The following is an 18,418-nucleotide window of genomic DNA, read 5'->3' as shown; positions in this document are numbered from 1 at the left end:
TTACAGAATTTTTGAACTGTGATGCATTATAGAAAAAGCATTTTTCATATAAAAAAGGTAATAAATTTATTTAAAGGCATAAAAAAAGAAAGATGGTGGGTTTCCATCTTTCAACTATGGTATAAAAGGGTATTGAGAATTTATGAGAGGTTATATGGTCAATAACCAATTACAATAATACGACAAAATATAATATATGTCAACATATTTATCGATAAAAATCACAAAAAAATTTTTTACGACAAATAATTTAAAAATTCTGAAATTAATTGGTAAATATAATTTAGAAAAAAGTATATTATTTATTCATAAAATCGTAGTAATGATTATATAAATAATAGTAGAAATTCTATAGGAGGGATATGTTATGTCACAAATAGATGCAATAAAAGAAAGTATAGGTTTTGAACAACTAATAAAAGAGAGTAATTCAGATTGTGTTTTAAAAGAAGAATATTTAATTCCAGATACTCATCCAGATGTTCAAGAAATATTAACTGTTGAAGCTAGACCTGTAATAGTTAGTAAGGAATTTGTTGGTGATAAAATTGCTTTAGAAGGAATGGTTGAATATACAGTTTTGTATTTAGCTAGAGAAGAGGGGATGGTTGTAAACTCTGTTAGCTATACAGAAAAATTTAGTAGCAATATTGATTTGAACCAAGAAGAACATAAAATCGTTTGTGAATTAGAATGTAAAGTGGAACATATTGAAGCTACTATAATGAATGAAAGAAAAATATCTATCCAAGGTGTTTTTGAAATATATTGGGAGATGTATAAGAGTAGTGAATTTGAATTTGTTAAAGATATAGAAGGAACAGATGATATAGAAATTTTAAAAAAGACTGAAAAAATTAATAGAATTAGTGCAAATGAAGAAGTTGAATTAGTTGGAAAATCTAATATTAGAGTGGGAATGGACAAACCTCAAATAAGTAAAATCTTAAAATGTTCATTATTACTTCATAAAAAAGAAATAAAAATATTGGAAGATAAAGTATATCTAAGTTGCTATTGTAAATTAAACATTCTTTATAGAGGCGATGAATCTAAAGAAATAATATCTATTGAAGATGATGTTTATTTATCAAAAGAAGAGGAAGTAAAAGGCGTTAATTCAGATATGATGTATTCTGTGTCATATAATATTCAAAATAATGATTTGATGCTAGAAGAAGACGACTTAGGAGAAGTAAGAATAATAAATAATGAATTTATAGTGAAAGCAAATATAAAGGTATTTTCAAAAGAAAATGTTGATGTAATAAAAGATGCATATTGTCCTAATTTTCCAATAGAATTGAAAAAAGAAGAGTATGAATTAGGTGCTATACAAGGGACAAATAGTTCAGAAATTATTATTAAGGATAATATAGCATTAAATGAGAATAATTTAATACCAGAGCAAATAATCTGTTCTAATGGAACATTGTTAATATATGACAAACAAGTTGAAAATGATAAGATTATTGTAGAAGGTGTTCTAAAAGTTGATGTGTTGTATAAAACAAGTGACCAAGATAAGTATTTAGCTAATGTAAAAGCAGATATACCATTTAATTCAATAATAGACATTCAAGGTGCTAAAAAAGGAATGAAGGCAATAATAAAATGCAATCTTGAGAGTTTAGAAGCAACTATAGAAGCAAATACAATAGCAATAAAGGCTTCTGCAATGTTGTATGCTAAGATATGCTATGAAGTTAAAAAACAATTTATATGTGATGTTATAGAGCAAGAAGGGGAAGTTCCAGAGAAAAAATCTAGTGTCACTATATATGTTGTAGGTGAAGATGATACTTTATGGGATCTTGCTAAAAAGTATAATACTACAGTAGACGATTTAATAAAAATAAATGATATAGAAGATCAAGATGATATCGAATGTGGTAAAAAACTTATAATTCCTGGAAGAGCTATATTCTAAAAATAATATTCATATTATAATATAAAGTTTATGAGATAGAAGTAAATAAAATTAAACTTATGTTTATCAATATATTGAAATATAAACAATATATTGAAATATAAACAATATATTGAAATGTAGATTGAAATAATAGAAAAAGGCTTCATTATTGTGCATAATGGAGCCTTTTTCTTTTTTTTTGAATAATTATTTTTTTGATGGAAACAATATCTAATGCACATGATATGAGGTGATAAAGTTTGAATGAAAATTTAAATGGAAATCTGATAATAATTGGAGGAGGAGAAGACAAAGAAGGGAAGAAAGAAATTTTAAAAAGAGTATGTGCTTCAATAGATAAAGATAAGGATGTTTTATTAATTGCAACCATTGCTACAGAATTTCCTAAAGAAGCAGCGATTAAATATAAAAAAGCTTTTGGAGAATTAAAAGTTAAAAATATAAGAGTATTAGATATTAGTGAAAGAATGGATTCTTTTAATGAGGAAAATGTAGAACTTATTAAAAATTCATCTTTAATATTTTTTACAGGTGGAGATCAATTAAGGATAACCAGCTTAATTGGAGGAAGTCCTATATATTCAGCTTTAAAAGAAGCCTTTAAAAAAGGAATATTTATTGTGGGAACATCAGCTGGAGCATCAGTTATGAGCGATACAATGATAGTTGAAGGATCAGATGAACAATCTCCAAGGAAATGTACTTTAAAAATGGCTCCCGGTCTAGGACTTATAAAGGATGTTATAATTGACCAACATTTTGCTCAAAGAGGAAGAATTGGTAGATTATTAACTGGTATAGCAGAAAATCCAGAAGTATTAGGTATAGGAATAGATGAAAATACAGCAATAATAGTTAATCAAGAAGGAAAAATAGAAGTAATAGGTGAAGGTGCTGTATATTTTATTGATGGAAGTGAAATCACATATACAAATGTCTCAGAACTTTATGGAGAAGACATTTTAAGCATGTATAATGTTAAATTACATATTTTAACTAATAGTAAAAAATTTGATCTTATAAAAAAGTTACCTTTTGAGGAGGATAAGTTAAGTAATGAAAGTAGTACAGGAAAGGATATATGAAGGAAAAAACATATATTCTCATAAAAAATGCATAAGAATAGATGTAGATTTACAGGGATATTGTGAAACTCCAAGTAAAGATATACCTAATTTTAATTTTAATTTGTTAAAGCTTGTACCAGAATTGCATACACATAGATGTGGTATAGATGAAGATGGTGGGTTTGTTACAAGACTTAAAGAAGGCACTTACTTAGCACATATATGTGAACATATAACAATTGCATTACAAAATAGATTAGGAATAGAAGTAGCTTATGGAAAAGCTAGAGAAATACAAGGAGATAGATATTATATAATTTTTCAATATGAATATGCTAAAACAGCTATGGAATGCCTTAGATTATCTGTTGATTTAATAAATGCTCTTATAATTCAATCTCCGATAAATTTTGAAGAGAGAATAAATTCAATAAAAGAAATATTAAATTCAGAGGAAATAGGGCCTAGTACAAATGCTATTTGCAAAGCTGCAAAACAATATAATATGCCTATAACTCAGTTAGGCAATAGTGGTTTTTATCAAATTGGATATGGAAAAAAAGGAAAAGTAATAGAAGCTGCTATATCTGAAAAAACAACCTGTGTTGCAGTAGATATTTCTTGTGATAAGCTTTTAACAAAACAATTACTAGAAAATCAAAATATACCAGTAGCATTAGGTGGAAAAGTTTATAATATAATTGATTTATTAAAATGTGCTGAAAAAATTGGATACCCGGTAGTTCTAAAGCCTCAATATGGTAGTAAAGGAAATGGAATATATTTAAACATAAAAAATGAAAATGAATTAATTAAATCATATAATAATTTGAAAAATAAGTTCAAAGATATATTAATTGAAAAATATGTTAAAGGAAATGATTATAGAGTTTGTGTAGTTGATTATAAAGTTGTGGCAGTATCATTAAGAATACCACCTTTTGTAATAGGAAATGGAAAGGACACTTTAAAAGAACTTATAGAAAATATTAATAAAGATCCTTTAAGAGGTGAGGATCATGAAAAACCTTTAACTAAAATAAAAATAGATGATCAATTAATTTCATATATAAATAAAAATAATGTATCACTTAGCTATATACCTAAAGATAATGAAAGAGTATTTTTAAGAGAAAATGCTAATATTTCTACAGGGGGCATAGCTATTGATTGTACAGATGATATATGTGAAGAAAATATAAATCATTGTATAAATGCAGCCAAAGCATTGGGTCTAGATATATGTGGAATAGATTTATGTGTAGATAATATATCTTGTGATATAGCTAAAAGTAATGGTGTTATTATGGAGGTTAATGCAGCACCAGGAATAAGAATGCATCATTTTCCGTCTAAAGGAATTGAAAGGAATGTTGGTAAAGCAATAATTAATATGATGTATGGTGAAGATCCTAAGAATATACCAATAGTATCTGTAACAGGAACAAATGGTAAAACAACAACTACTAGATTAATAAACCATGTATTAAGTCAAATGGGATATAGTGTAGGAATGACATCTACTGAAGGAATATATGTTAATAATAGATGTATCCATAAAGGTGATGATTCAGGGTTTAACAGTGCAAAAACAATATTATTAAATAGGGATGTTGATATAGCTGTATTAGAAACCGCAAGAGGCGGATTAATTAGAAAAGGATTAGCTTATGATATTGCAGATATTTCTGTGATAACTAATATAACTAATGATCACTTAGGTTTAGATGGTATTAATTCTATGGAAGAGTTAAGCTTTGTTAAATCATTAGTTGGAGAAGCAGTAAAAGAAGATGGATTCACTATATTAAATGCTGATGATGAATGGAGCAAAACTATAATTGATAGAATTAAAGCCAATAAAATATTTTTCTCAAAGTATGCTGATAATGAATTAATACAAAAAAATATAAGTTATGGTGGAATATCTGTCTTTATAGAAAATGATAATATAGTTGTAGTAAATAATCATAAAAGATATTTAATATGTTCTATAAATGACGTACCGCTTTCTTATAATGGTTTATTAAAATATAATTTAGAAAATATAATGGCTGCATGTGGAGCTTTAGTAGGCCTTAATGTAGATTATTGTATGATTTCAAAAGGTATAATGAACTTTGATTTAAATAGTAATAATGGAAGATTTAATATTTATGAAATAGAAGATAGAAAAATAATATTAGATTATGGTCACAATATAGAAGGATATAAAGCGGTACTATCATCTTTATCTAAAATCAAAGGAGATAAAGATTTAATTGGGGTAATAGGAATTCCTGGTGATAGATGTGATGATATAGCTATAGAAATAGGCGAAATATGTTCTGAAATTTTAGATAAAATAATAATAAAAGAAGATAAAGATAGAAGAGGAAGAAGTGAAGGAGAAATTGCTTCACTAATAAAAAATGGTGTGTTAAGGAAAAATAGAAATGCTAAAATACATGTATGTTTAGATGAAACAAAAGCTTTAGAAAAGGCATTAATGATAAGTAAAAAAGGCGATACAATAGTAGTGTTTTTTGAAGATTTAGAATCAATTGTAAAATATATAAATAATAAAAATTCCAATAATTCCTTGGATTTAAAGTTATCTAATTTATAAAAGAAATATTTTATTCTTAATTAGACAGGATTTTTTCCCTATGTTAGAATGTTACTAAGGCATTTGAAAGAACATAAGTATTCAGAAATTTTAGTTTGATATTTTTTTTATTTTACTTAAATAACTGAATAGAAATTATTTTCTTTAAAGTGCCTAAAGTACTTAGAAGGGGCAAAGAAAAATGAATATTAAGGCTTATGCAAAAATAAATATTTCCTTAGATGTAATTGGCAAGAGAGAAGATGGGTATCATTTATTAAAAATGATAATGCAAAACATAGATTTATATGATATAGTTCAAGTTGAAAAGATTCCGAGTGGAATAAGCCTGAAATGTAATAAGTCTTATGTGCCTACAGATGAAAGAAATTTAGCATATAAAGCGGCTAATTTATTTAAAGAAACTTATAATATAAAAAGTGGGATTTGTATAAATATAGAAAAAAATATACCTGTTTCAGCAGGATTGGCAGGTGGAAGTACTGATGCAGCTGCGGTTTTGAAAATTATGAATAAAATGTTTAATATAAATGCATCTCAGCAGGAATTAATGAATTTAGGATTAAATTTGGGTGCAGATGTACCGTATTGTATTTGTGGTGGTACTGCATTATGTGAAGGAATTGGAGAAAAAGTTACTAAATTAAAACCATTTAGAAATAAAATTTTAGTTGTGGTAAAACCTCCATTTGGAGTATCAACTAAAGAGGTTTATAAGGCTTTTGATTTATCAAAGGTTATTTTTCACCCTAAAACAAATGAATTAATATCAAATATTAAAAAAAATAATATTGATTTTATAGCAAATAATATGAAAAATTTACTTGAAAATGTTACTTTGGGTAGATATAAGATTATCTCTACAATAAAAGAGGAAATCAATACATGTGGAGCTTTAGGAAGCATGATGAGTGGAAGTGGTCCAACTGTATTTGGTTTCTTTGATGACATGTTAAAAGCCCAAAAGTGTTATGAAAAGATGAAAGAAAAATATGTAGATGTATTTATAACTAGAACAATTTAAAAATAAATTGAATAAAAATCCCTATATTTGGAAAATATTTCAAGTATAGGAGTGTGAAATTATGAAAAGAGTATTAAGTTGCTTAGTGATTATAATTATTTTTTCTACATTAATTGTAGGATGTACAAGTTCTAATAAGGTAAATAATAATGGTTCTGAAGAGTTAAATTATGAAGAAGTAAAGAATTCTTTAATAAGATTTCATGTTATAGCAAACAGTGATACAAATGAAGATCAAAGTTTAAAATTAAAAGTTAGAGATGAGGTTATAAATTACTTATACCCTTATTTAAATAAATCTGATTCTCTTGAAGAGTCTAGAGAAATAATAAAAAATAATGTTGAAGAAGTAAGATCAATTGCAAAAAAAGTAATTAAAGAAAATAATTATGCTTATGATGTAAATATTGAATTATCTAGAGAAAATTTTCCGGAAAAATCTTATGGAAATATAGTATTGCCACAAGGAAATTATGAAGCTTTTAGAATTATAATAGGAAGTGGACAAGGAAGAAATTGGTGGTGTGTTATGTTCCCACCATTATGTTTTGTAGATGAGTCAAAAGCAAAAATTGAATACGAAAAAACTCAAAATAAAATAAAAGAAGAAATTAACAAAAAGGATTCAAAAGATAATATAAAAATTAAATTTAAAGTAGTGGAAGTAATAGATAATTTATTCAAATAGCAATAAACATTACTTTATAAATAGGAGGATTAATATATGGCAAAAGCATTAGCTATGATATCAGGAGGACTTGATAGCATATTAGCAGCAAAGTTAATAAAAGAACAAGGTATAGAAGTTATAGGGATTTGTTTTAAATCATATTTCTTTAATGAAGAAAATGCGAAGAGAATGACAGAGCAAATAGGTATAAAGCTAGAAGTTATAGATTTTTCAGAAGAGCATTTTGATTTGGTACGAAATCCTAAACATGGTTGGGGAAAAAATATGAACCCATGTATTGATTGTCACTCAATGATGATGAATTATTCAGGAAAGTTATTAGAAAAGTTTAATGCTGACTTCATAATTACAGGTGAAGTTTTAAATCAGCGCCCAATGTCTCAAAATAGACAAGCTCTGAATATAGTAAAGAAAGAATCTGGGTATTCAGATAAAATACTACGTCCTTTATGTGCTCAAAATTTAAATCCTACTCAAATGGAAATTGATGGTTTAGTAGATAGAGAAAAATTACTAAAAATATCTGGTAGAAGTAGAGCTATTCAAATGGAATTAGCTGAAAGTTGGGGTATAAAGGATTATCCATCACCAGCAGGTGGATGTAAATTAACAGAACCTAATTATTCTATTAGACTTAGAGAATTAGTAAATAGAAAATTTGATGTTACACAAAGAGAAATTAATCTTTTAAAATATGGAAGACATTTTGTTACTCCTAATAATGTTAAAATTATAGTTTCTAGAACAGCAGAGGAAGGGGAAGAGTTTAAGAAATTATTAATAAAAGAAGATTTAGTATTTCTTACATCTAAATTTAATGGTGCAATGGTTATAATTCCAGAAGGTAATAATCCAACGGAAGAAGATTTGACTTTGGCTTGTAGATTTGCAGTTAGATATAGTAAAGGAAAAGATGAAAAATCTGTAGAAGTTAAATATGGAAATGTATCTACTGAATTTAATAAATTTAAAAATGTAGATTCTGTTACTCAAAAAGAATTAGAAGATTATAATTTAAACAAATAATAATATAAAGTTATTTACATAATAGTATGATTGAATATCATATCATATTAAGAGGGAGACGAGTATGAAAAAGAAGGCTATTATAACGGTTAAAAGCAATGCTTCTATGGATGATAATAAGCTAATAGAAGTTATATCACCTGGCGAATTTTATATAGATGATAATGAATTTAGAGTTGAATATGATGAAACTGAGATATCAGGAATGGAAGGAACCAAAACAATAATTTTTATTAGAGATAATTCATTCATATTAGAAAGAAAAGGATCAACTACAACTAAGATGGACTTTAAAAAAAGAATGAAATCAACATCTTTATATAAAACACCATATGGAATTCTTAAATTGAATGTAGATACTAAAAATTTAGATATAGATGTGAATGAAAATGGTGGAACTATTGATGTTAAGTATTCTATGGGGATAGAAGGTCAAGTAGCTATGAATACTAATTTGGTAGTTGATATAAAGGTAAATGATAAATAAATATTAAATGTTTTTATAAAAAAAGATAATCTATACAAGGGTTATCTTTTTTATTTTTTATTGTTTTAAAATCTATATATTGAATTAATATGAAATTTATGGAAACAATTTAAATAAGGAGGTGATATTTGTGATAAGTAAAATGAAATATATAAATATACTTAATGGACTTTGTGAATACTACGGTATTGGAGAACAAGACTTAATAGAATTATTAAAAGAAAGAGAAAATAAATACTTATTATTATTGCTTTTGAAAAATTACAGTTGCTTAGAACAAGAAAATGCTAAAGAGATATTAAGAGTAAAATCCTCCCAAAGTGTTAATAATAATTTGAAGTCAGCTGAGGAAAAGTTATTGATTAATAGAGATTTTAGAAAAAAATATTTTGAAATTCAAGACAATATAGATAGAATAGAAAAAATATAAAAAAAAGTCTAGTCATGAATTTAATTGTGTGTTATTATAATATCTATGTTGTTGCAATGCAATTATTACAGCACAAATAACCCCATTATGTAATTAGTGGGGTAATTTCAATTATATCACTAATTAATTATATAATCAATAGGAAAAATGAAAAAATAATAAATTTCTCATAGGGAGGATAAATATGAGCACTAAATACGTTTTTGTTACAGGTGGAGTTGTATCTGCATTAGGTAAAGGAATAACAGCTGCATCATTAGGTAGATTATTAAAAAACAGAGGTCTAAATATATCAATTCAAAAATTTGATCCATATTTAAATGTAGACCCAGGAACAATGAGTCCTTACCAACATGGGGAAGTTTTCGTAACAGATGATGGAGCAGAAACAGACTTAGATTTAGGTCATTATGAAAGATTCGTTGATGAAAGTTTAACTCAAAATTCAAATGTTACAACTGGTAAGATATATAGTTCTGTTATAGAAAAAGAAAGAAGAGGAGAATACTTAGGTGGAACAGTTCAAGTTATTCCTCATATAACAAATGCTATAAAAGATAAAGTATATCAAGTAGCAAAAGAAAGAAACATAGATGTAGTAATTACAGAAATAGGCGGAACAGTTGGAGATATTGAATCCCAACCATTCTTGGAATCTATTAGACAAATAAAGAGTGAAGTAGGAGCCGAAAATGTTTGTTATATTCATGTTACATTAGTACCATACTTGGGAAAAGCTGGAGAATTAAAAACAAAACCTACTCAACATTCAGTAAAAGAATTGAGAACTATAGGTATACAACCTGATATTATAGTTTGCAGAACAGAAAAAGAACTTAGTGATGATATAAAAGCTAAAATAGGATTATTTTGTAATATAGATGGAAATTCAGTGATTCAAAACTTAGATGCGGATAATCTTTATGAAGTACCATTAATGTTACATGAAGAAGGATTAGATAATTTAGTTTGTGAAAAACTTCATTTAGGATGTAGAGACATAGACAATTATGAATGGACTAAAATGGTTGAAAAGATTAAAGGTCTTAAAGAAAAAATAGAAATTGCATTAGTTGGTAAATATGTAGAATTACATGATGCATACATATCAGTAGTTGAATCATTAAATCATGGTGGATATGCGAATAATACAAAAGTAGAAATTAGATGGGTTAATGCAGAAGAACTAGAACAAGGAGATGTAAGTGCAGTTTTAGGCGGTGTTGACGGAATATTAGTTCCAGGTGGATTTGGTGATAGAGGAATAGAAGGTAAAATATCAGCTATAAAATATGCTAGAGAAAATAATATACCTTTTCTTGGAATCTGTTTAGGAATGCAATGTGCTGTTATAGAATACGCTAGAAATGTGTTAGGATATGATGGAGCAAATAGTTCAGAAATAAATCCATGTACTAAATATCCAGTAATAGATCTTATGAATGATCAAAAAGATATTGAAAATCTTGGTGGAACTATGAGATTAGGTCAATATCCTTGTAAATTAGATATAGAAAGTAATTCATATAAAGTTTATAATTCTGAACTTATAAGTGAAAGACATAGACATAGATATGAATTTAATAATAAATTTAGACAACAAATATCTGAATCAGGAATGAAAATAGCTGGAACTAGTCCTGATGGAAGATTAGTTGAAATTGTTGAAGTTACAAATCACCCATGGTATGTAGCTGTACAATTTCATCCGGAATTAAAATCTAGACCTAATAAACCACATCCTTTATTTACAGGATTTATTGAAGCAGCTATAAAGCAAAGATAAGATAAAAAAGAGTTTTCTTTTTTGAAAAAGAAAACTCTTTTTTATGTTAAAATAATTATATATTTACTAATATCTTAAAAGTAATTATAATATTAGTAATACTTTAAATATATAAATGCGATATAAATATGTTTAATGCAATATTTATTTGGATATAATAAGTTATAAGAGAATTTAAAAGTGTTATTTTATACATATCTTGATTTAGAATCTTAAAAGAATTCCCTAAGCTGATGTTAATTGAAATATAAATAATAAAATTTTAAGTATGCATTTTTATTAATGAGAAATTTAAATTAGTTTATAAGAAGCTAATGAATAAAATTATTATGATTTTTATCGCAATAATTTATTTGTTAATTTAAAATTGGAGGTGCTGGCTTGACAAAGCAAGTATATGAAAGCATGACTTTAGTTGAATTAAAGGATGTTGCAAAAAAATTAGAAATAAAGAATATATCAAAATATAAAAAGAATGAACTGATAGATGAAATATTAAAAAAATCACCTAATACAGTAGAAAAAGAAGGTGTTATTTTAAGAGAAAAAATATCTTCAAAAGTAAGAAATGATAATAAGTTTATTAGTAATAATGTTACTAATAATAACACTACTTTTACTAATAATAACACTACTTTTACTAATAATGCTTCAAATAATAGTAGTAATAATAGTAATTTTAATAATAATAGTAATAGTTTTAATAATAATACAGATAATAAGACTGGTATCAAAAGTAATGAGGAAAATCCAGCATTAAAACAAGAAAAATTAAATAACATGATAAGCGAATCTAACAGTGCTAAGGGGATTTTAGAGATACTAGAAAATAATAATTTTGGTTTTTTAAGATGTAAAAATTATTTAACTAGTAGTGAAGATATTTATGTTTCACCTTCTCAAATTAGAAGATTTAATTTAAGAACAGGTGATGAAGTACAAGGTAAAGTAAGAGAAGCAAAAGAAGGAGAAAAATTTAAAGCTCTTTTATTTGTTGAAAAGGTAAATGGTGAACATCCTGAAAAGGCAATAGGAAGAAAATATTTTGAAACATTAACACCAATTTACCCTAAAGAAAGATTAAGACTTGAGACTTCTGATGAAAAGGATTTATCATCAAGGCTTATGGATATAATCTGCCCTATAGGTAAAGGGCAAAGAGGAATTATAGTGGCCCCACCTAAAGCGGGAAAAACAACTTTATTAAAAAAAGTAGCACAAAATATATCTACAAATTATCCTGATATAAAGCTAATAGTTCTTCTTATCGATGAAAGACCGGAAGAAGTTACAGATATGAAGAGATCTATAAATGGAGAAGTAATATATTCAACATTTGATGAAGAGCCTCAAAATCATGCTAAAGTGTCAAGAATAGTATTAGAAAGAGCTAAAAGAATGGTTGAACAAGGTAAAGATGTTGTGATACTTATGGATAGTATAACTAGATTATCAAGAGCGTACAACCTAACTATAACACCAACAGGCAGAACTTTATCAGGTGGATTAGATCCAGGAGCATTAATAATGCCTAAAAAGTTCTTTGGAGCTGCAAGAAATATTGAAGAGGGTGGAAGTTTAACCATTTTAGCAACAGCTCTTGTAGATACAGGATCTAGAATGGATGATATGATATTTGAAGAATTCAAGGGAACAGGAAATATGGAAGTTCATCTTGATAGAAAATTACAAGAGAGAAGAATATTCCCTGCAATTGATATTTATAAATCAGGAACTAGAAAAGAAGATCTAATATTCTCTAAAGAAGAACAAGAAGTAGCATATACAATAAGAAAAGTTATGTATAGAGATGGAAACATAGAAGATGTAACAGAAAATCTTATAGGTATGTTATCTAAAACTGCAGATAATAAAGAGTTTATAAATGTATTTAAGAAAGTAGAGTTTGAAAAAAGAAAGCAGAATAACAGATAAAAAATAATGTATTAAGTAAAAAAATAAGTAGAAGTTTTAAAATTCTACTTATTTTTTATTTGTTAAATTTTCAGCTATATTTACAATTTCATCTACACTATAGTTAGATGACTGTAGCATTAATTTATTTTTTAAATTTTGCAATTCTATAGGATTATCAATTAAATGATTTACAGTATTATTTAATTGAGTTAAATCTTTTACGTAAAGAGAGTAACCGGATTTAACTAAAAAATCTGTATTTTCCATCTCTTGACCAGGAATTGCAAAAGGAATTATTAAAGGAATATTTTTCACAATAGATTCAGTTACGGTTAATCCGCCAGGTTTTGAAATTATTATATCGCAATAATCCATTAATGTAGGAATATCTTTTGTAAATCCTAAAATATGTAGTTTTTTATTGTTATAAGAATTATTAGAACAATAATCATATAATGATTTTTCTAATTTTTTATTTTTTCCACAAACTACTGTTATTCTTAATTTATGAGGATTTTTTAATAATTCTTTTAAAACTAATGAAATTGTATTTAATCCAAGACTTCCGCTCATTAATAATAAATTAAAATATTCATCATTTAAATTTTTAAGAGAATTATTTTTATTATAAAAAATCTTCTTAATAGGAATACCAATAGGATATATTATATCTGGATTTATTCCTTTATTTATTAAAGAGTGTTTTGTGTAGTTGCTTCCAGTAATATAAGCATCTACAGAATCACTTATATAAGTATAGTGTGCCTTAAAATCTGTAACTATTAATATATAAGGAATATTCAATCCTTGTTTTTTAAATGCTGTTACTATATTTATAGATAATGCATGAGTAGCCACTATTATGTCTGGTTTAGTATCATTTATTAATTTAAATAACTTCTTTTTAGTAAAGAAAAAAACTATTTTTAATAATTTATTAGTAAATTTGGTGTCTGTTAACTTATAAAATAATCCATAAAAATATGGAAGCTTACAAGCTAGAATTTCATATCCTTTTACAATTAAATCACTTAAAAATTTACTACCTTTATATAAGAAATCATATTTAACAGTTTCATATCCAGAGCTTTTAAATGTTGCTGATATAGAATCAGCAGCTTGATTATGACCTTGCCCCGTAGAAGTTGTTAAAATTAAAACTTTTTTCATTAAATTCCACTCATTTCTACTAAATTACATACAAGTAGTTTATCATGTTTAACATAATTTTTAAATATTATTTTATAGAGCTTTTAATTATATATGCATAAAAAGAAAATGGGAAAGACTAAGTCTTTCCCTCAACGTTCTATTTAGTATCAAGATTGAATCTTTTGTTGAATTTTTCAACTCTACCGCCAACGTCAACGATCTTTTGCTTACCAGTGAAGAATGGGTGGCATTTAGAGCATATTTCAACTTTAAGTTCTTCTTTAACAGAACCAGTTGTAAAAGTGTTTCCACATGCACACTTAACCACTGCGTCTGTGTGGTATTCTGGATGTATGCCTTGTTTCATATTTTTCACCTCTTCCAATAAGTTAACTTATTATTACTATTATTAAATAGCTATTAAATTATATCATAGCGTAATATGACGGTCAATACAAATTTATGGTAGTAAAAAGCTCTTTTTTACATATGTATTAAATGTTATAATCGATTAAGATAATTAAAAGAAGAGGAGTATTTAAGCATGAGCAAATTATATTTTAGGTATGGAGCAATGAATTCTGGAAAATCTACTCATTTAATGCAAGTGGCGTATAATTATGAAGAACGGGGAATGAATGTAGTTATTATAAAGCCATCTGTTGATAATAAAGGTGGAGATAAAATAGTATCTAGACTTGGTGTGGAAAAAAAAGTAGATATTATGATTTCAGAAAAAGATAATATTTTTGATTTAGTATCAGAATATATAAATCAAAAATCAAAAATTGATTGTCTATTAGTTGACGAAGTACAATTTATGAAATCAAATCAAATAGATCAGTTATTTAAGATTGCTGTTACATTAGATATTCCTATTATATGTTATGGATTAAGAACGGATTTTAAAATGAATGGATTTGAAGGTAGTACAAGATTATTATTATTAGCACATAGCATTGAAGAAATGAAGACAATATGTGCGTGTGGAAAAAAAGCTATATTAAATGGTAGAAAAATTAATGATAAATTTGTATTTCAAGGACAACAAGTGGCAATAGATGAAGAAAATGATGTTCATTATGAATCTTTATGTGGTGAATGTTATTACAAATATAAAAAGATTAATTGAAAAATAAATGATAATTGGGGAGAAGAGATATGAAAAGATGCGATGTCGGAGGTCAAGCAGTTATTGAAGGTGTCATGATGAGAGGTACCAGAGGTTTAGCTACAGCTGTTAGAACTTCAAGAGGAAATATAGAAATAAAGATGGATAAAACAGAATCAATAACTAAAAAATATAAATTTTTAAATATTCCTTTTTTAAGAGGTTTTTTTGTATTAATTGATTCATTAAAAGTTGGAATGAATTCATTAAATTACTCTGCATCGTTTTTTGATGAAGATGAGGAACCTTCAAAATTTGAAAAATGGATTAATAAAAAATTAGGAGATAAATCAAATGATTTAATCATGGCTATGACTTTAATATTTTCATTTATGATATCTATAGCTCTTTTTGTATTATTGCCAACTAGTATAGCAGCTTTGTTTAAAAATTTTACTATATCTCATGTTTTGTTAAATTTTATAGAAGCTATTATTAGAATAATTATACTTATAGGCTATATGTTTATTATAAGTAAATTAGACGATATATATAGAGTTCTAGAATATCATGGAGCAGAGCATAAAACTATATTTTGTTATGAACATGAGGATAAGTTAACTGTGGAAAATGTTAAAAAGTGTAGTAGATTTCATCCTAGATGTGGAACAAATTTTTTATTTTTAATAATGTTTGTTAGTATAATTGTATTTTCTTTTACAGGATGGGGAAGTATCACCGAAAGATTGATATTAAGAATTGTATTAATACCTGTAATTACAGGTATTACTTATGAATTGATAAAATGGTTAGGAAAGAATAACAATTCTTTGGCAAAAGCAATTGCATGGCCAGGATTAAAATTACAATACTTAACTACAAAGGAGCCAGATGATTCTCAGATAGAAGTTGCAATTGCATCACTTAAAGCAGCGGAAGGTATTGAAGATGATGAATAATAAAAATATAGGTGAGTTATTAAATGTAGGAACTGCTATTTTGAAGGAATGTGGAATTAGTACTTCAAGATTAGATGCAGAATTATTATTAGGTAAAGTATTAAATAAAGAAAAGATATATTTAATAACGCATAGAGAAGAAAAAATAGATGAAACAAATGAAAAAATATATATGGAACTTGTTAATAAGAGAAAAGAAAAAATGCCAGTTAAATATATATTAAATGAATGTGAATTTATGAATATGAATTTTTATGTAGAACCAGGAGTACTTATTCCAAGAGCAGATACAGAAATATTGGTTGAGGAAGTTTTAAAATATATAGATGAAAATAATAGCAAAAATATATGTGATTTATGCTGTGGTTCAGGTGCGATAGGAGTAGCTTTAGCTAATTTAAGAAAAGATATTAATGTAGATTTAATTGATTATTATGAAAGTCCAGAAAAAGTTACATTAATTAATATAGAAAAATTTAATGTTTCAGATAGAGCAAGTTTTATAAAGAGTGACCTACTGAATAAAAGCATAAATGAAGCAAAGATATATGATATTATAGTTTGTAATCCCCCATATATAGAAGAATGCGAAATAAATGATTTAATGGAAGATGTTAAAAATTATGAACCACACACAGCTTTGAGTGGTGGAAAAGATGGATTAGATTTTTATAAAAGAATAATAAATGAAAGTATAAGTGTTTTAAATAAAAGCGGAATATTAGCATTTGAAATAGGTTATAATCAAGGTACTGATGTAAAAGGATTAATGGAAGAAAAGAATTTTATTGAAGTAAAAATAATAAAAGATTTAGCAGGATTAGATAGAGTAGTACTAGGAAAATATTATAAATAAGAACTTAAATGTAAAATTATTATAAATTTATTTTTATATAAGAGGGTATAATAAATTTAATTAACTAAAGAATACATTCTATATATACCTGATTATTGATTAAGAGTTTAAAAATATGCTATAATACTAAGTGGTCTTGAATTTAAGGAAATAATATTTCATTTAATAAGACCATATTTAACGAAATTTTTGAAGTGAAATTAAAATATATTATTAAAAATATTTTATATATGATATGTGTAAAAATGAATTACGGAGTGATTAAATGTTATTAGATAAATTAGCCTTTATAGAAAATAAGTATGATGAACTATCAGTTAAAATTAGTGATCCATCAATTATGCAAAATCAAAATGAATGGAGAAAATTATGCAAAGAACAATCTGACCTAGAAATCATTGTTAATGCATATAAAGAATACAAACAAGTAATTGAAGATTTAGAAGTTAATAAAGATATGCTAAACGAAGAAAGCGATAAAGAAATGAAAGAAATGCTTAATGAAGAAATATCATCTTTATCTCAAAGAGAAGTAGAATTAGAAAAAGAAATTCAAATATTATTACTTCCTAAAGATCCAAATGACGATAAGAACGTTTTTGTTGAAATAAGAGGTGGAGCAGGTGGAGAAGAAGCTGCTTTATTTGCATACAATTTATTTAGAATGTATACAAGATACGCTGAAAGACAAAGATGGTCTACAGAAATAATGAGTTTAAATGAAACTGATATTGGTGGTTTTAAAGAAGTTGTCTTTATGATTAAAGGAAATGGAGCATACTCAAAATTAAAGTATGAAAGTGGAGTACATAGAGTTCAAAGAGTTCCAGATACAGAATCTAGTGGAAGAATACATACTTCAACTGTAACAGTAGCAGTATTACCAGAAGTTGATGATGTTGAAATAGAAATAGCAGACAAAGATGTTAGAATAGATGTATTTAGAGCTTCTGGTCATGGTGGACAATGCGTTAATACTACAGACTCAGCTGTAAGAATAACACATTTACCTAGTGGTCTTGTTGTATCATGTCAAGATGAAAAATCTCAATTAAAAAACAAAGAAAAAGCTATGAAAGTTCTTAGATCAAGATTATTTGAAAAAGCAGAACAAGAAAGAGCAGATGGAATAGCTGCAGATAGAAAGAGCCAAGTAGGAACTGGTGATAGAAGTGAAAGAATAAGAACATATAACTATCCACAAGGAAGAATTACTGACCATAGAATAGGATTAACATTATATAAATTAGATTCATTCTTAGATGGGGATGTTCAAGAAATGATAAATGCATTAATAACTGCAGATCAAGCAGAAAAAATGCAAAAAATGGGAAATAGTGAAATGTAAGACATTGCTTTAAATGTCAGACA

14 protein-coding genes and 1 pseudogene are annotated in these 18,418 nt (G+C 26.3%); 13 read left to right on the top strand and 2 right to left on the bottom strand.

What is annotated here, in order from left to right; translation table 11 throughout:
- Positions 1–367: 367 nt before the first annotated feature.
- The 10 genes from RGC78_RS09670 to rho all read left to right on the top strand — a co-directional run bounded on the left by RGC78_RS09670 (position 368) and on the right by rho (position 12,987).
- Complete coding sequence (locus RGC78_RS09670; protein ID WP_309556544.1) at positions 368–1,930, top strand: DUF3794 and LysM peptidoglycan-binding domain-containing protein; 1,563 nt, start codon at positions 368–370, stop codon at positions 1,928–1,930.
- A 242-nt stretch (positions 1,931–2,172) separates the two neighbouring features.
- Positions 2,173–3,018 carry a cyanophycinase gene (locus RGC78_RS09665; RefSeq protein WP_252216279.1) on the top strand — a complete coding sequence of 282 codons (846 nt, stop codon included), beginning with the start codon at positions 2,173–2,175 and terminating at the stop codon, positions 3,016–3,018.
- On the top strand, positions 2,990–5,608 hold the full coding sequence (cphA, locus tag RGC78_RS09660) for a cyanophycin synthetase (protein WP_309556543.1): 2,619 nt from the start codon (positions 2,990–2,992) through the stop codon (positions 5,606–5,608). Before RGC78_RS09665 ends, cphA begins: the two co-directional genes overlap by 29 nt.
- A 181-nt stretch (positions 5,609–5,789) precedes the next feature.
- A complete protein-coding gene (ispE, locus tag RGC78_RS09655; protein WP_252216295.1) occupies positions 5,790–6,632 on the top strand; it encodes a 4-(cytidine 5'-diphospho)-2-C-methyl-D-erythritol kinase in 843 nt (280 codons plus the stop codon).
- 61 nt (positions 6,633–6,693) lie between these two features.
- Complete coding sequence (gene spoIIR, locus RGC78_RS09650; RefSeq protein WP_309556542.1) at positions 6,694–7,320, top strand: stage II sporulation protein R; 627 nt, start codon at positions 6,694–6,696, stop codon at positions 7,318–7,320.
- A 36-nt stretch (positions 7,321–7,356) separates the two neighbouring features.
- On the top strand, positions 7,357–8,349 hold the full coding sequence (locus tag RGC78_RS09645) for a tRNA 4-thiouridine(8) synthase ThiI (protein WP_252216310.1): 993 nt from the start codon (positions 7,357–7,359) through the stop codon (positions 8,347–8,349).
- A gap of 64 nt (positions 8,350–8,413) precedes the next feature.
- Positions 8,414–8,836, top strand: a complete 423-nt coding sequence (locus tag RGC78_RS09640) for a YwiB family protein (protein WP_252216311.1) — start codon at positions 8,414–8,416, stop codon at positions 8,834–8,836.
- A 130-nt stretch (positions 8,837–8,966) separates the two neighbouring features.
- Complete coding sequence (locus RGC78_RS09635) at positions 8,967–9,266, top strand: hypothetical protein (RefSeq protein WP_252216313.1); 300 nt, start codon at positions 8,967–8,969, stop codon at positions 9,264–9,266.
- Between the two features lie 184 nt (positions 9,267–9,450).
- Positions 9,451–11,052: a CTP synthase gene (gene pyrG, locus RGC78_RS09630; protein WP_252216314.1), complete on the top strand. Its 1,602-nt coding sequence runs from the start codon at positions 9,451–9,453 to the stop codon at positions 11,050–11,052.
- Between the two features lie 381 nt (positions 11,053–11,433).
- The gene (gene rho, locus RGC78_RS09625) at positions 11,434–12,987 is read left to right on the top strand and encodes a transcription termination factor Rho (RefSeq protein ID WP_309556541.1); all 1,554 of its coding nucleotides are present in this window, start codon (positions 11,434–11,436) and stop codon (positions 12,985–12,987) included.
- A 48-nt stretch (positions 12,988–13,035) separates the two neighbouring features.
- Here the strand turns inward: rho and RGC78_RS09620 are convergent, their stop codons facing one another.
- A complete protein-coding gene (locus RGC78_RS09620) occupies positions 13,036–14,139 on the bottom strand; it encodes an MGDG synthase family glycosyltransferase (protein WP_309556540.1) in 1,104 nt (367 codons plus the stop codon).
- A gap of 139 nt (positions 14,140–14,278) precedes the next feature.
- A complete protein-coding gene (gene rpmE, locus RGC78_RS09615; protein WP_252216317.1) occupies positions 14,279–14,488 on the bottom strand; it encodes a 50S ribosomal protein L31 in 210 nt (69 codons plus the stop codon).
- A gap of 177 nt (positions 14,489–14,665) precedes the next feature.
- Here rpmE and RGC78_RS09610 point away from each other — a divergent pair, with 177 nt between their 5' ends.
- From RGC78_RS09610 to prfA, 3 genes and pseudogenes are all read left to right on the top strand, one after another.
- Complete coding sequence (locus RGC78_RS09610) at positions 14,666–15,253, top strand: thymidine kinase (protein ID WP_252216319.1); 588 nt, start codon at positions 14,666–14,668, stop codon at positions 15,251–15,253.
- Between the two features lie 29 nt (positions 15,254–15,282).
- Positions 15,283–17,047: pseudogene (gene prmC, locus RGC78_RS09605) on the top strand (peptide chain release factor N(5)-glutamine methyltransferase).
- A 265-nt stretch (positions 17,048–17,312) separates the two neighbouring features.
- Entirely contained in the window at positions 17,313–18,395 is a 1,083-nt protein-coding gene (gene prfA / locus RGC78_RS09600; protein WP_252216321.1) for a peptide chain release factor 1, read from the top strand.
- Positions 18,396–18,418: the final 23 nt, after the last annotated feature.

Origin of the sequence: Clostridium aquiflavi, from assembly GCF_031344075.1 — a bacterium.
Classification (GTDB): domain Bacteria; phylum Bacillota; class Clostridia; order Clostridiales; family Clostridiaceae; genus Clostridium; species Clostridium aquiflavi.
Note: the sequence above shows the minus strand (reverse complement) of the source record. Positions and strands in the feature narration are given on the sequence as shown.

Excerpts from the sequence above, each read along its gene's own strand:
- RGC78_RS09670 (WP_309556544.1), top strand. The coding sequence starts at position 368 with ATGTCACAAATAGATGCAATAAAAGAAAGTATAGGTTTTGAACAACTA.
- cphA (WP_309556543.1), top strand. The coding sequence starts at position 2,990 with ATGAAAGTAGTACAGGAAAGGATATATGAAGGAAAAAACATATATTCT.
- ispE (WP_252216295.1), top strand. The coding sequence starts at position 5,790 with ATGAATATTAAGGCTTATGCAAAAATAAATATTTCCTTAGATGTAATT.
- spoIIR (WP_309556542.1), top strand. The coding sequence starts at position 6,694 with ATGAAAAGAGTATTAAGTTGCTTAGTGATTATAATTATTTTTTCTACA.
- RGC78_RS09645 (WP_252216310.1), top strand. The coding sequence starts at position 7,357 with ATGGCAAAAGCATTAGCTATGATATCAGGAGGACTTGATAGCATATTA.
- RGC78_RS09640 (WP_252216311.1), top strand. The coding sequence starts at position 8,414 with ATGAAAAAGAAGGCTATTATAACGGTTAAAAGCAATGCTTCTATGGAT.
- pyrG (WP_252216314.1), top strand. The coding sequence starts at position 9,451 with ATGAGCACTAAATACGTTTTTGTTACAGGTGGAGTTGTATCTGCATTA.
- RGC78_RS09620 (WP_309556540.1), bottom strand. The coding sequence starts at position 14,139 with ATGAAAAAAGTTTTAATTTTAACAACTTCTACGGGGCAAGGTCATAAT.
- rpmE (WP_252216317.1), bottom strand. The coding sequence starts at position 14,488 with ATGAAACAAGGCATACATCCAGAATACCACACAGACGCAGTGGTTAAG.
- RGC78_RS09610 (WP_252216319.1), top strand. The coding sequence starts at position 14,666 with ATGAGCAAATTATATTTTAGGTATGGAGCAATGAATTCTGGAAAATCT.
- prfA (WP_252216321.1), top strand. The coding sequence starts at position 17,313 with ATGTTATTAGATAAATTAGCCTTTATAGAAAATAAGTATGATGAACTA.